Source organism: Streptomyces tricolor, from assembly GCF_002155905.1.
Taxonomy (GTDB): Bacteria; Actinomycetota; Actinomycetes; order Streptomycetales; family Streptomycetaceae; genus Streptomyces; species Streptomyces tricolor.
Genome location: NZ_MUMF01000373.1, coordinates 1 through 14,039, shown reverse-complemented (window position 1 = coordinate 14,039; position 14,039 = coordinate 1). Strand labels below are relative to the sequence as shown.

The window sequence follows — 14,039 nt, the reverse complement described above, 5'->3', positions numbered from 1 at the left end:
GGTCGGCGTAGGCCTCGGCGACGGTGTTGCGGGCGAGGCCGAGGTCGGCGGCGAGGGAGCGGGAGGACGGCAGCCGGGTGCCGGGGGCCAGGCGTCCGGTGCGGACGGCGTCGCGCAGGGCGTCGGTCAGGCCCCGGCGCAGGCCGCCCGAGCCGGTCAGTTCGAGGTGCAGGTCGATGCCCAAAGTGGCCCAGGATCTCGCCATGGGAATGGACCATACCCCTGGGCTGCCTCGCTCCTAGAGTCGAAGGCATGAGCACTGCACAGGAAAATGTCGAGTACGCCGCCGAGGAAGCTCCCCGGCTGGAATGGGCCGAGCACGCCCCCGATGTCTACAAGGCGATGATCCGCCTGGACAGCGTCGCCAAGCGGGGCCTGGACCCCAAGCTGTACGAGCTGGTGAAGATCCGCGCCTCGCAGCTCAACCACTGCGCGTTCTGCCTGGACATGCACACCAAGGACGCGCTCGCGGCCGGCGAGAGCGTCGAGCGGATCGTGCAGCTCAGCGCGTGGCAGGAGTCGCGGCACTTCTACACCGAGAAGGAGCTGGCGGCGATCGAGCTGACCGAGGCGGTCACCGTGCTGACTGGGGGCACCTCCCAGACGAAGTCTGGGGGAGGCTTCGTGCCGGACGAGGTGTACGCGAAGGCCGCCAAGCACTTCGACGAGGCCGAGCTGTCCCAGCTGGTCGCCGCGATCGCGGTGATCAACGCCTGGAACCGGTTCGGCGTGACCTTCCGGAAGACCCCGGGGCACTACCAGCCCGGGCAGTACCGGTGAGCAAGGCCGCGGCGTTCCGCGCGCTGCACCAGGGGCGCGCGCCGGGTGATCCGCTGATCCTGCCCGGGCCGTGGGACGCGGCGAGCGCGCGGGTGTTCGTGGCGGCCGGGTTCCCGGCGCTGGCCACGCCGAGCGCGGGGGTGGCGGCCTCGCTCGGGTACGCCGACGGGGCCACCCCCGCCGACGAGATGTTCGCGGCGGTCGCCCGGATCACCCGGGCGGTGGACGTGCCGGTGTCGGCGGACGTCGAGGGCGGGTACGGGCTCGCGCCGAAGGAGCTGGTCGAACGGCTGCTGGAGGCGGGTGCCGTGGGGTGCAACCTGGAGGACTCCGAAGGGGGTGTCCTCAAGGACCCGCACGAGCACGCCGCCTTCCTCGCCGAGGTGCGGGCCGCGGCCGGCGACCGGCTGTTCGTCAACGCCCGCGTGGACACCTTCGTGCACGGCGACGGCGACCCCGAACGGGCCGTCGAGCGGGCCGCGTTGTACGTCGCGGCGGGCGCGGACTGTGTCTATCCGATCCTCGCCCCGGCGGACGTCCTGCCCCTGCTGCGGGCCGGGATCCAGGGCCCGCTGAACGCGCTGGCCCGGCTGGACGGGGACGGCCCCTCCCCCGCCGCGCTCGGCGGGCTCGGGGCCACCCGGATCACCTTCGGGCCGGGCCTCCAGCGGCGGGCCGCGGAGGCGCTCAAGGGGATCGCCGCCGGCCTCATGGCCTGACGCCGGTCAGGGCAGCCACTTCTTCCACACGTCGGGGTGGCTGTCCACCCACTTCTTCGCCGCCTCCTGCGGGTCCAGCTTCTGTTCGGCGATCATCAGGGAGACCTCGTTCTGGTCCTCCGTGGTCCAGCGGAACTTCTTCAGGAAGGCCGCCGCCTCGCCGCCGGACCGCGCGAAGTCGGCGTTGAGGTACTTCTGCAGCGGGGTGTGCGGGTAGGAGCAGGCGACCTTCGCCGGGTCGGCGTCGCAGCCCTCCTTGTACGGCGGCAGCTTCACCTCCGTCATGGGCACCTTCTCGAACAGCCACTGGGGTGAGTACCAGTACGTCAGGAAGGGCTTCTTCTCCTTGGCGAACTGCTTGATCTGGGTGATCTGCGCCGCCTCGGAGCCGGCGAAGACGACCTGGTAGTCCAGCTTCAGGTTCTTCACCAGCGCCTTGTCGTTGGTGACGTAGGACGGGGAGCCGTCCATCAGCTGGCCCTTGCCGCCGCTCTCCGGGGTGCGGAAGAGCGAGGTGTACTTGTCGAGGTTCCGCCAGTCGGTGATGTCCGGGTGCTGCTTCGCCAGGTACGTCGGCACGAACCAGCCGATGTGACCGGTCACCCCGAGGTCGCCGCCGCGCGTGATCGTCTTCTTCTCGGTGACGTACCGCTTCTCCTGGTCCGGGTGGCCCCAGTCCTCCAGCAGCGCGTCGACGCGGCCCTGGCTGAGCGCGTCCCAGGCGGGCACCTCGTCGACCTGGACGGTGTCGACGCGGTAGCCGAGCTTGTGCTCCAGGATGTACTGGGCGACGGCCACGTTGGACTGCGCGCCCACCCAGGACTGCACGGACAGGGTGACCGTCTTCGAGCCCCGGGCGTTGGCGAACGGGCTGGCCTGCTTGGTCATGTCGGCGGAGCCGCAGCCGGTGGCCAGGGTCAGCACGGCGACGGCGGCCGTGATCGTCGTACGGCGCATGTCAGGCTCCCTTCCTCGGACGGCGGTCCGTCGGCTGCGTCACCCGGTCCAGCATCAGGCCCAGGCAGACGATGGCGGCACCGGCGACCAGGCCGGTCGCCAGGTCGCCCTGGGCGAGACCGAAGGCGACGTCGTAGCCGAGGGCGCCACCGCCGACCAGGCCACCGATGATGACGACGGCGAGGACCAGGACCACGCCCTGGTTGACGGCGAGCAGCAGCGCGCGCCGGGCCAGCGGGAGCTGCACCTGCCACAGCTGCTGGCGGCCGGTCGCGCCGAGCGAGCGCGCGGACTCCAGCGCGGCCTGGTCGACCTGGCGCAGGCCCTGGGCGGTGATCCGGACGACGGCCGGGAGGGCGTAGACGACGGCCGCGGCGACGGCGGGCGCGCGGCCGACGCCGAACAGCGCGACGACCGGGATCAGGTACACGAACTGCGGCATGGTCTGGAAGACGTCCAGGACCGGGCGCAGCGCGCGGTCGACGCGGTCGCTGCGGGCGGCGGCGACACCGGTCGCGAAGCCCAGCACGAGGGTGACGGCGACGGCGGCCAGCACCTGGGAGAGGGTGTCGAGCGACGGCTCCCACACGCCGAGCACCCCGATCGCGGCCATGGCGAGGACGGCGGTCAGCGCGGTGCGCCAGGTGCCGATCAGCCAGGCCAGGGCGGCGACCAGGAGCAGCACCGACCACCAGGGCAGCCACAGCAGGCCGTCCCGGACGGGGTCCAGGATCCAGGTGGTGAAGTGGCCGGCCCAGTCCGCGGTGCCGCCGATGACCGGGACGCCCGAGTAGAGGTGGGCGGTCATCCAGTCGACGGCGCGGTTGACCGGTTCGGCGATGCCCAGGGTCCAGCCGGCGGGCCAGTCGAGCGCGCCCAGGAGGCGGGCGGCGAGGGCGACGGCCACGGTGACGGCGACGGCGTACGGCCAGCCGATCGTGCGGGGGCGCGTCGTGCCGTCCCCGGCCGCCGCGGTCACGCGGTCCAGGACCACCGCGAGCAGCACGATCGGGATGCCGGCCGCGAGGGCCGCGCCGACGTCGACGGAGGCGAGGGCCTGGTAGACGCGGTCGCCGAGGCCGCCGGCGCCGATGACGGCGGCGATCACGGCCATGGACAGCGCCATCATGATCGTCTGGTTGAGGCCGAGGAGGAGTTCCTTGCGGGCCAGCGGGATACGGGCGGTCAGCAGCCGCTGGCGGCGGGTGGCGCCGAGCGACTCCACGGCCTCCAGGACTTCGGGGTCGGCACCGCGCAGGCCGAGCGCGGTGAGGCGGGCCATCGGCGGGGCGGCGTAGACGACGGTGGCGAGGACGGCCGCGGGGACGCCGATGCCGAAGACCAGGACGACGGGGAGGAGGTAGGCGAAGGCCGGGAGGACCTGCATGGTGTCCAGGACCGGGCGCAGGGCGCGGTCGAGGCGGTCGGAGAGGCCGGCGCCGAGGCCGAGGAGGGCCCCCACGGCGACGGAGGCGAGGACCGCTACGACCATCAGCGCGAGGGTCTGCATCGTCGGGACCCACATGCCGAGGGCGCCGCAGGCCAGGAAGGCGGCGGCGGTGCCGGCGGCGAGGCGGGCGCCGCCGAAGCGCCAGGCGGTGAGCGCGCCGAGGACGGTGACGCCGGCCCAGCCCGCGGTGAGGAGGGCGAGGTAGACCGCGCGTACGGCCCAGATGACGGCGTTGCTGACGTGGCCGAGGAAGTAGAGGAAGACCGGGTGGCTGTCCCGGTTGTCGATGACCCAGTCGCTGGCGGTGGCGAGGGGTTTGTCCAGGCTGACGGTCAGGTCGTCGGGCCAGGGCCCGCCGTGCAGGAGCGGGAGCAGTACGGCGGTGACGAGGCCGAGCAGGAGGAGTTTGCCCGCGGCCCGGTTCTTCAGGAGGCGGGGGGCGGTCCTGGTTCTGGAGGTCGGGACGGTGACCGTTGCCATCAGACGGCCTCCGGGGTGGTGCGGGGGCCCGGCGGGGTCGCACGGCGGGGCGTGCCGGGTGCTTCCCCCGGGCTCTTCGAGCAGCGGGCGTCCCCGGCGCCCGCCCGTGCCGCCCCGGTGGCACGGCCGTCCGCGGCTGCGGCGGTGCCGTCGGCCGCGGCGGCTTGCGGGGCCGCCGCCGGTGCCGTGGTGTCCACGCCCGCCACCACGCCGAGCAGGTGCTCGTGGTCGACCACGCCCAGGCACTTGCCCTGGTCCATGACCCGGGCCGGGGTGCCCGCGCGGGCCACCGCCTCGATGGCCTCGGCCACCGTGGCCTCCGGGCGGACCGCCGGGCCCGTCGCCGTCTCCTCCGCGAACGCGGGGCGCATCGCCGCGCCCACCGTCATCACCTGTTCGCGCGGGACGTCCCGGACGAACTCGCGGACGTAGTCGTCGGCCGGGGAGCCCACGATCTCCTCCGGCGTGCCCAGCTGGACGACCTTGCCGTCGCGCATGAGGGCGATGCGGTCGCCGAGCTTGAGCGCCTCGCTCAGGTCGTGGGTGATGAAGACCATCGTGCGGCCCTCTTCGCGGTGCAGGCGGGTCACCTCGTCCTGCATGTCGCGGCGGATGAGGGGGTCGAGGGCGCTGAACGGCTCGTCGAAGAGCAGCACCTCGGGGTCGACCGCCAGTGCCCGCGCGAGCCCGACCCGCTGGCGCTGGCCGCCGGAGAGCTGGCCGGGGCGGCGCTTCTCCATGCCCTCCAGGCCGACCTTGGCGACGAACTCGGCGGCCCGCTCGCGGCGTTCGGACTTGCCGACGCCCTGGATCTCCAGGCCGTAGGCGACGTTGTCGAGGACCGTGCGGTGCGGGAGCAGGCCGAAGTGCTGGAAGACCATCGCGGCGCGGTGCCGGCGCAGCTCGCGCAGCCGGGCCCGGTCCATCGCGCGGACGTCCTCGCCGTCGATGGAGATGGTGCCCGCGGTCGGCTCGATCAGGCGGGTCAGGCAGCGCACGAGGGTGGACTTGCCGGAGCCGGACAGGCCCATCACCACGAAGACCTCGCCCTTGCGGACGTCGAAGGAGACGTCCCGGACGGCGGCGGTGCAGCCGGTGCGGGAGCGGAGTTCGGCGGGGGACAGCGCGCTGAGTTCCGGGTCCGCGGGGACGCGCTCCGGCTTGGGTCCGAAGACCTTCCACAGGCCGGACACCGAGAAGACGGGCTCGGTCGTGGTGGGCGGCTTACGGGTGGGGACGGTGAGGGTCATCGGGGGTCACCTCCGATCAGGTCGACGGCCTTCTCCCCGACCATGAGGACCCCGATCATCGGGTTCACGGCGGTCATGGTGGGGAAGACGGACGCGTCGGCGATGCGAATGCCGTCGAGACCGCGGATCCTCAGCTCCGGGTCGACCACGGCGAGTTCGTCGTCGGCGGCGCCCATCTTGCAGGTGCCGGCCGGGTGGTAGACGGTGTGCGCGACCTTGCGGGCGTACTCGCTCAGCTCGGCGTCGCCGAGGATCTCCGGGCCGGGGCACACCTCGCGCTTGAGCCAGCCGGCCAGGGGTTCGGTCTTGGCGATCTCACGGGCGATGCGGATGCCGTCGACCAGGGTCCTGGCGTCGTAGTCCTCCTCGTCCGTGAAGTAGCGGAAGTCGAGGGCCGGCTTGACGGAGGGGTCGGCGCTGGTCAGGTAGAGACGGCCGCGGCTCTTCGGCTTGGGGATGTTGGGGGTCATCGAGACGCCGTACGCCGGGCGTTCGTAGCCGAGGCGCTCCGGGTTGTCCGTGAACGGGATCTGGTAGAAGTGGAACATCAGGTCCGGGCCGGCGTGCGCGGGGTCGCGGCGGACGAACAGGCCGGCGTCGGAGTCCATCGCGGAGTTCTCCGGGATGGGGCCGTGGGTCTCCCAGACGATGACCGACTCGGGGTGGTCGAGCAGGTTCTCGCCGACGCCGGGCAGGTCGTGCACGACGGGGATGCCGAGCGCCTCCAGGTCCGCCCGCGGGCCGATGCCCGAGTGGAGCAGCAGGCGCGGGGAGTCGACGGCGCCGGCGCACAGGACGACCTCGCTCCGCGCGCGGATCAGCAGTTCCTCGCCGTCCTTGGTGCGCACGTGCACGCCCTCGGCGCGGGTGCCGTCCAGCTCCAGCCGGTACGCCCAGGTCTCCAGCAGGATCGTCAGGTTGGGCCGCTCGTCCATCACCGGGTGCAGGTACGCCACCGATGCCGAGGACCGCTTGTTGGTCTCGGGGTGGTAGGCGAGGTCGAAGAAGCCGACGCCCTCGTCGAACGGCTTGCGGTTGAAGCCCTCGACCCGGGGTACTCCGAGCGCCGACCGGGCGGCGTCGACGAAGTCGCGGGCGATGGCGTTCCGGTCCTTCTCGTCGACGGAGACGATGTTGTTCTTCAGGCGGGCGAAGTAGGCCTCCATGGGGACGGCGCCCCAGCCCTTGGCGCCGGCGGCCTCCCACTCGTCCCAGTCGGAGGGCAGGGGCTTGAAGGAGATGAGGGTGTTGTGGGAGGAGCAGCCGCCGAGGACGCGGGCGCGGCTGTGCCGGATGTGCGAGTTGCCGCGGGGCTGCTCCACGGTCGGGTAGTCGTAGTCGAGTTCGCCGCCGAGCAGGCCCATCCAGCGGCGCAGGGTGAGGACGTCGTCGCGGCCGACGTCGCTCGGGCCGCCCTCGATGACGGCGACGGTGACGTCCGGGTTCTCGGTGAGGCGGGAGGCGATGACGGAGCCCGCCGTGCCGCCGCCGATGACGACGTAGTCGTAGACGTGGGGCGTGTGGGACATGGGGGGTGCTACTCCGGTGTTCCAGGGGGCGGATCAGGTGCGGTGGTCCGGGCGGGTGGGGATCAGCCGGCGAACCAGCGGACCGGCTTCGGCGCGAGGTTCTGGTAGACGTGCTTGGTCTCGCGGTACTCGGCGAGCCCGGCGGGGCCCAGCTCGCGGCCGGTGCCGCTGCGGCCGAAGCCGCCCCACTCCGCCTGCGGCAGATAGGGGTGGAAGTCGTTGATCCAGACGGTGCCGTGGCGCAGCCGGGCGGCGACCCGGCGGGCCTTGCCGGGGTCACTGGTCCAGACGGCGCCGGCGAGGCCGTACTCGGTGTCGTTGGCGAGGAACACCGCCTCCTCCTCGGTGCGGAAGGTCTCGACGGTGAGGACCGGGCCGAAGACCTCCTCGCGGACCACCCGCATCTCGCGGTGGCAGGCGTCGAGCACGGTGGGCTCGTAGAAGTAGCCGGACTCCGGGCGGGTGTCGGCGGGCTCGGGCCGCTTGCCGCCGCAGCGCAGCACCGCGCCTTCCGCCAGGGCGGAGGCGACGTACGCCTCGACCTTGGCGCGCTGCTGCTCGGAGACGAGCGGGCCGCACTCGACGCCGTCCTCGGTGCCGCGCCCGAGCCTGATCCGCTGGGCGCGGCGGGCGAGTTCGGCGACGAAGCGGTCCCGGACGGATTCCTCGACGATCAGGCGGGCGCCGGCCGAGCAGACCTGGCCGCTGTGGATGAAGGCCGCGTTGAGGGCCTGGTCGACGGCGGTGTCGAAGTCCTCCTCGGTCGCGCAGGCGTCGGCGAAGACCACGTTGGGGTTCTTGCCGCCGAGTTCGAGGGCGACCTTCTTGACGGTGGGCGCGGCGGCCTGGGCCACCTTCGTGCCGCTGGCCAGGCCGCCGGTGAAGGAGACCAGGTCGACGTCGGGGTGCTCGGCGAGCCGGGCGCCGACGGTGTGGCCGGGGCCGGTGACGAGGTTGGCCACGCCCGCGGGGAGGCCGGCCTCGGTCAGCAGCTCGATCAGGGCGATCGTCGTCATGGGGGTGATCTCGCTGGGCTTGATCACGAAGGTGTTGCCGGCGGCGAGCGCCGGGGCGATCTTCCAGCTGGCCTGGAGCAGCGGGTAGTTCCAGGGGGTGATCAGCGCGCAGACGCCGACCGGTTCGTGGACGACCACGCTGTGGATGTCCGGCGAGCCCGCGTCCACCACCCGGCCCGGGGCCTCGGCGGCGACCAGGTCGGCGAAGTAGCGGAAGGCGTCGGCGACGCACGTGATGTCGACGCGGCCCTCCTCGACGGTCTTGCCCGCGTCCCGGCTCTCCAGCAGGCCGAGTTCCTCGCGGTCGCGCACCAGCAGGTCGGCGACGCGCCGCAGCAGGGCGGCGCGTTCGGCGACCGGGGTGTGCGGCCAGGGGCCCTGGTCGAAGGCCTGCCGGGCGGCGGCCACCGCGCGCTCGGCGTCCTTCTCGTCGCCCTCGGCGACCACGGCGAACGGCCGGGCGTCCGCGGGGTCGAGGATCTCCCGGGTCGCGCCGGAGACCGCCGTCCGCCATGCGCCGCCCGCGTGGATGGTCGCCTGCGCCTGTCGTTCCGTTCTGTCCGCCATGATCGGTGTTGCCTTCCGTTCCTGTTTCGTGCCCCTGCGTCACATGGGTGTCTCGGCTGGGGACCGTCGCCGCCTGCCCGGGCCTTCGCCACGGCATGCGCAATCGGTGGCCGAAAGTGCGCCGCGTCACTGAAAATGCGGGTGAAATCGGGCGAAACTACGCTGTAGAGGGGTGTTTGAGGCGATCACGGAGGTGCGGGATGGCCCGGAGATCCCTGATCCGCGCGGGGGTGAGCGCGCTCCTCGTCCTCTCACCGGCGGCGGTCACGGCCGCCGCGGCCGAGGACGGCGGTGATCCGGACGCCCGCGAACTCGCCCGGGAGGCGGAGCGGAACCTGCGGGACGCCGACTCGCTCCGCCTGGTGCTGACGGACCGGACCGCGATGCGGAGCAGCGACAGGCTCGCGTCGATGGACCTGGCCCTGGACCGCCGCGGCGACTGCGTCGGCACCTACCGGATGGGCTCGGACGGCGGCACCTTCGAGATCGTCAAGCGCGGTGACGAGGTGTGGATGAAGGCCGACTGGGACTACTGGAAGAACCAGCTCCCGGGCGAGGGGGAGGAGGCGGCCGACCTGGTCCGGGACCGCTATGTCCACGGCACCACGGACGAGAGCGCCTTCGAGGACTTCACCGGGGCCTGCGATCTGAAGCGGCTCCAGAAGGACCTCACCCTGGACGCGACCTCCAAGGGCGGGCGGACCACGGTCGACGGCAAGGACGTGATCACGCTGCGGGGCGAGGAGGACGGCGTCCCGACCACCCTGTACATCACCGCGGACCGCCCGCATGTGCTGGTGAAGTCCGTGCAGAAGGGCGACGGGACCGACAGGACGGTGCGCGTCTCGGGCTACGGCGAGCCGGTGCCGTCCGACACCCCCGCCCCGCGCGACTCGGTGGACCTCTCGGACCTGGAGAAGGAGTCAGGACGGACCCGCTGACCCGTCCCGCATCACCTCCCGTACACAGCCGCGCAGCCAGGCGTGCGCCGGGTCGGCGTCGTGGCGCGGGTGCCAGGCGAAGCCCAGCTGCACCGCGGGCAGCCGGAGCGGGATCTCGAAGGTGACCAGGCCGAGGGTGTCGGCCAGCGGACGGCCCCACTGGCTGATCAGCCCGATCAGATCGGTCTCGCGCAGCACGAACAGCGAGGACGGGTAGGTGCCGACACTGCCCACCACCCGGCGTTCCAGGCCGAGTTCGGCGAGGGCGTCGTCGACCGGCCCGCGCTGCCTGCCGCGCCGGGACACGATGAGGTGCCCCGCCGCCCCGGCGAACCGCTCGGGCGTCAACTCGCCCTCCAGCAGCGGGTGTCCGGCCCGTACGACGCCCAGCATGCGGTCCTCGTACACCGTCTCCACATGCACCTCGGGCGCGACCGAGTCGATCACCCCGACCTCCAGGTCGGCGGTGCCCTGGCGCAGGAACGGGGCGTCCACGTGGCTCTCGCTCAGGAAGCGCAGCCGGATGCCGGGGGCCTCGCGGGCGGCACGGGCGTAGAGGGCGGCGCCGTGGGTGGCGGCGATCGCGTCGTGGCCGAGGATCGTGAAGGTGCGGGTGAGGGCGCGCAGGTCGGTGTCACGGCCCGGTGCGAACAGGGCGCGGGCCCGCTCCACGACCGCACTGACCTCGGCGCGCACGGCGAGCGCGTGCGGGGTCGGCACCATCCGGCGGCCGGCGCGGACCAGCACCGGATCGCCGAGGGCCTTGCGGATCCGGCCGAGGGTGCGGCTCATCGCGGGCTCGGACAGATGCAGCCGGCGGGCGGCGCCCTGCACGCTCTCCTCCTCCAGCAGCACGTCCAGGGCGACCAGCAGATTCAGGTCCAGTCCAGCGGATTGCGTCATGTGCAGGTGTTCCTTGCGAAGGTTGCACTGGAATGCAGGTCGGGGGCGAGCCTACGGTGAGAGCGCATCCCACACCACCACCAGCTCCAGGGAGGAGCCGTGCCCGCGCACGCCCTGAAACGCTCGACCCTGCTGACCCTGTGCGCCTGTGTACTGGTCGCGCAGAGCATGGTCGCCGCCATCAACCTGCTGATCCCGCAACTGGGTGCGTCCGGCCTGCACCCCTCGCACACCGAGATCCTGTGGACGGTCGACGCCTACGTCATCGTCTTCGCGGGCCTGCTGATCCCGGCCGGCGCGCTCGGCGACCGGTACGGCCGCAAGGGCGCCCTGCTCACCGGCCTGGCCGTGTTCGCCGCGGGCGCCGCGACCAGCGCACTCGCCCCCGGCCCGGCGCTGCTGATCGCCGGCCGGGGCCTGTCCGGGGCCGGGGCCGCCCTGATCACCCCGGCGACCATGTCGATCCTGGTGCAGTTGGCCGGGCCCGAGCGCCGGGCCCAGGCGATGGCGTCCTGGACGCTCGCCATCGGGCTGGGCGGCCTGGCGGGCAACCTGGGCGGCGGCCTGGTCGGCCAGTACCTGTCCTGGCGGGCGCTGTTCGCCGCGATGGTGCCGCTGGCGGCCGTCCTCGCCGCCGCGGTGGCGCTCACCACCCCGCGCACCGCCCGCTCCGCGCAGGGCAGTCCGGACCCGGTCGGCACCCTGCTGCTCACCGCGGGCCTGGTCGCCGTGCTGTTCGGCATCATCGAGGGCCCCGACCACGGCTGGGCCTCGGTGCGCATCCTGACCGCGTTCGGGGTGGGCGCCCTGCTGGTGGCCGCCTTCACCGTGCACGCCCTGCGCTCCCGCGCCCCGCTGTTCGACCCGCGCGTCTTCCGCTCCGGCGGGCTGCGCGTCACCACGCTGGGCCTGGCCACCGGCTTCTTCGGTCTGTTCGCGCTGTTCTTCGTCAACTCGCAGTATCTGCAAGAGGTCAAGGGCTTCGAGCCCGCGTCGACCGGGGTCGCGATCGTGCCACTGATCGTGGGCATGGCCCTGGTGCCGAAGTTCGCGGCCCGCTGGTCGGCGCGTCCGCGGCCGGTCGTCGGCACCGGGCTGGCGCTGATCGGCCTGGGCCTGCTGGCCGCGTCCACGGCGGACGCGCACACGCCGTACCCGCTGTACGCCTGCTGGCTGCTGGTCATCTCGGCGGGCACCGGCCTGGCCATGCCGGCCCTCACCCTGGGCGTCGTCGTGTCCCTTCCCGCGCACCAGGCGGGCCTCGGCTCCGGACTCGGCACCTCGGCCCGCGAGATCGGGGCGGCCCTCGGCGTCGCCGTCGCCGGCACGGCCCTGGCGGGCCACGCCGACTTCGCGAGCGGGATGGGCCCGGCGCTGCGGACCGTCGGCGCGGTGGTCCTGCTGGCGACGATCCTGGTCGTGACGGGCTACCGCCCCGCCGCCCGCCCGTCCCGCACCCCCTCGGACACGCCTTCGGGCACACCCGCGGCCAAGGAACCGGTGGCCTGAACGCGTCGGCGCCCACGCGGTGCGGTGCCCTGAGCACGTCGGCGGCCATGGAGGCTGTGGCCTGAACCTTACGGTGGGTCCCGGTGGGGCACGCAGAATGCAGTCCCCTGCCGAGAGGACCCGCCGTGCGCCGTACCCCGACCTGTGTGCTGACCGACGCGGACCCGCCGCGCGTGACCGGCGGACACGCCGTGGACCGGCACGTCCAGATCGGCTCGCTCACGAAGGCGCTGACCGGCACGGTGCTCGCCCGGATGGCGGAGGCCGGCGTGCTCGGCCTCGACGACCCGGTGGAACGCTGGCTCCCGGCGCCGCCCGGCACGGGCATCACCCTGCTGCACCTGGCCCGGCACACCTCGGGACTCCCGCGGCTGCCCCCGGGCCTCGGCCGCCGCGACCCGTACGCGGCCTTCGGGCAAGCGGAGTTGCTGCGGCTGGTGCGCACCCTGGACACCGTCACCGTGCGCCCGCCCGGCGAGGAGGAGTACTCCAACCTCGGGTACGCCGTCCTCGGCGCCGCCCTGGCCGCCGCGGGCGGGGCCGGCTACGAGGAACTGCTTCAGGGCCATGTGCTGCGGCCGTTGGACGTCACCGAGGTGACCGCCCGGCCGGCTACCGGACAGCGGCTCGCCGCGCCGGGGTTGCTGCCGGGCACGCGGCGCAGGCCGTGGACGATGGACGGGGCGATCCTGCCGGCGGGCGGGCTGTGGGCGACGCCGCGCGCCGTCGCCGCTCTCGTCGTGGGGCTGCTGGTGGAACGGCGGTTGGGCGAGCCGGCCGTCGGCTGGCAGTCGGCGGGGCCGCTGTACTGGCACAACGGCGCCACCCGGGACGCGTCCGTGTTCGCCGGGGCGATGGCGGACGGACGCTGGGTGGTGGTCCACCGGCTGAACGGGCGGCCGGACGACACGGACCGGGCCGGGATCGACCTGCTCCGGCGCGGGTAGGGCCGGATACGACGAGGCCCCCTTCCGCGGTTGCGGAAGGGGGCCTCGTATGCGGAGCGCCGGGCAGGCCTTGCACCTGCATCTCCCCGCAGGAAGCGGGGCGTCTTTCCTTGGACCACCAACGCATCACCTGGTGCCGGGTTTCCGGCGGCCGGTGCGTGATCAACTATAGCGCACCGGCGCCGGGTCACACCACGTCAGGTCAGATGAGGCCGAGGCCGCGGACCGCCTCGCGCTCCTCCTCCAGCTCCTTGACGGAGGCGTCGATGCGGGCACGGGAGAACTCGTTGATCTCCAGGCCCTGGACGATCTCGTACTTGCCGTCCTTGCAGGTGACCGGGAAGGAGGAGATGAGGCCCTCCGGGACGCCGTAGGAGCCGTCCGACGGGATGCCCATGGAGGTCCAGTCGCCCTCGGCGGTGCCGTTGACCCAGGTGTGGACGTGGTCGATGGCGGCGTTGGCGGCGGAGGCGGCGGAGGACGCGCCACGGGCCTCGATGATCGCGGCGCCGCGCTTGGCGACGGTCGGGATGAAGTCCTCGGCCAGCCACTTCTCGTCGGCCACGACCTCGGCGGCGTTCTTGCCGGCGACGGTGGCGTGGAAGATGTCCGGGTACTGGGTGGCGGAGTGGTTGCCCCAGATGGTCAGGCGCTTGATGTCGGCGACCGTCGAACCCGTCTTCTTCGCGAGCTGGGTCAGCGCGCGGTTGTGGTCCAGGCGGGTCATCGCGGTGAAGCGCTCGGCCGGGACGTCCGGCGCGGCGGCCTGGGCGATGAGCGCGTTGGTGTTGGCCGGGTTGCCGACGACGAGGACCTTGATGTCGTCCGCGGCGTGGTCGTTGATGGCCTTGCCCTGCGGCTTGAAGATGCCGCCGTTGGCCTCCAGCAGGTCACCGCGCTCCATGCCCTTGGTGCGCGGGCGGGCGCCCACCAGCAGGGCTACGTTGGCGCCGTCGAAGGCGACGTTCGGGTCGTCGGTGATGTCGATGCC

13 protein-coding genes are annotated in these 14,039 nt (G+C 73.1%); 5 read left to right on the top strand and 8 right to left on the bottom strand.

What is annotated here, in order from left to right; all coding sequences use genetic code 11:
- The coding region (locus tag CCN44_RS25555; RefSeq protein ID WP_143649964.1) for a GntR family transcriptional regulator at positions 1–205 on the bottom strand (205 nt) is incomplete at its 3' end.
- Positions 206–252: 47 nt separating this feature from the next.
- Between CCN44_RS25555 and CCN44_RS25550 the strand changes: the two genes are divergently transcribed.
- On the top strand, positions 253–780 hold the full coding sequence (locus CCN44_RS25550) for a carboxymuconolactone decarboxylase family protein (RefSeq protein ID WP_059252204.1): 528 nt from the start codon (positions 253–255) through the stop codon (positions 778–780).
- Positions 777–1,499, top strand: a complete 723-nt coding sequence (locus tag CCN44_RS25545) for an isocitrate lyase/PEP mutase family protein (RefSeq protein ID WP_079081115.1) — start codon at positions 777–779, stop codon at positions 1,497–1,499. The genes CCN44_RS25550 and CCN44_RS25545 overlap by 4 nt, the downstream gene beginning before the upstream one ends.
- Positions 1,500–1,505: 6 nt before the next feature.
- Here the strand turns inward: CCN44_RS25545 and CCN44_RS25540 are convergent, their stop codons facing one another.
- The 5 genes from CCN44_RS25540 to CCN44_RS25520 form a co-directional block, all read right to left on the bottom strand.
- A complete protein-coding gene (locus CCN44_RS25540; protein ID WP_086699878.1) occupies positions 1,506–2,456 on the bottom strand; it encodes an ABC transporter substrate-binding protein in 951 nt (316 codons plus the stop codon).
- A 1-nt stretch (position 2,457) separates the two neighbouring features.
- Positions 2,458–4,386, bottom strand: coding sequence for an ABC transporter permease (locus CCN44_RS25535; protein ID WP_079081114.1), 1,929 nt, complete (start codon positions 4,384–4,386; stop codon positions 2,458–2,460).
- Positions 4,386–5,636, bottom strand: coding sequence for a quaternary amine ABC transporter ATP-binding protein (locus CCN44_RS25530; protein ID WP_059252202.1), 1,251 nt, complete (start codon positions 5,634–5,636; stop codon positions 4,386–4,388). The genes CCN44_RS25535 and CCN44_RS25530 overlap by 1 nt, the downstream gene beginning before the upstream one ends.
- Complete coding sequence (locus CCN44_RS25525; RefSeq protein ID WP_059252201.1) at positions 5,633–7,165, bottom strand: GMC family oxidoreductase; 1,533 nt, start codon at positions 7,163–7,165, stop codon at positions 5,633–5,635. The genes CCN44_RS25530 and CCN44_RS25525 overlap by 4 nt, the downstream gene beginning before the upstream one ends.
- 62 nt (positions 7,166–7,227) lie before the next feature.
- Positions 7,228–8,748, bottom strand: coding sequence for an aldehyde dehydrogenase family protein (locus CCN44_RS25520; RefSeq protein ID WP_059252200.1), 1,521 nt, complete (start codon positions 8,746–8,748; stop codon positions 7,228–7,230).
- Positions 8,749–8,948: 200 nt separating this feature from the next.
- On the opposite strand from CCN44_RS25520, the gene CCN44_RS25515 reads away from it, so the two are divergent.
- Positions 8,949–9,689 (top strand): LolA-like protein, encoded by a 741-nt coding sequence (locus tag CCN44_RS25515; RefSeq protein WP_059252199.1) that lies wholly within the window; start codon positions 8,949–8,951, stop codon positions 9,687–9,689.
- Here the strand turns inward: CCN44_RS25515 and CCN44_RS25510 are convergent.
- Positions 9,672–10,592, bottom strand: coding sequence for a LysR family transcriptional regulator (locus CCN44_RS25510; RefSeq protein WP_059252198.1), 921 nt, complete (start codon positions 10,590–10,592; stop codon positions 9,672–9,674). The two genes, CCN44_RS25515 and CCN44_RS25510, sit on opposite strands and share 18 nt — an antisense overlap.
- Before the next feature lie 99 nt (positions 10,593–10,691).
- Between CCN44_RS25510 and CCN44_RS25505 the strand changes: the two genes are divergently transcribed.
- Together CCN44_RS25505 and CCN44_RS25500 are read left to right on the top strand one after the other, a co-directional pair.
- On the top strand, positions 10,692–12,101 hold the full coding sequence (locus CCN44_RS25505) for an MFS transporter (RefSeq protein WP_059252197.1): 1,410 nt from the start codon (positions 10,692–10,694) through the stop codon (positions 12,099–12,101).
- Between the two features lie 125 nt (positions 12,102–12,226).
- Positions 12,227–13,048: a serine hydrolase domain-containing protein gene (locus CCN44_RS25500; RefSeq protein WP_086699875.1), complete on the top strand. Its 822-nt coding sequence runs from the start codon at positions 12,227–12,229 to the stop codon at positions 13,046–13,048.
- 202 nt (positions 13,049–13,250) lie between these two features.
- On the opposite strand, the gene CCN44_RS25495 is transcribed toward CCN44_RS25500, so the two are convergent.
- Positions 13,251–14,039, bottom strand: a 789-nt coding sequence (locus CCN44_RS25495; protein WP_086699872.1) for a malate dehydrogenase, incomplete at its 5' end; no start/stop codon positions are given.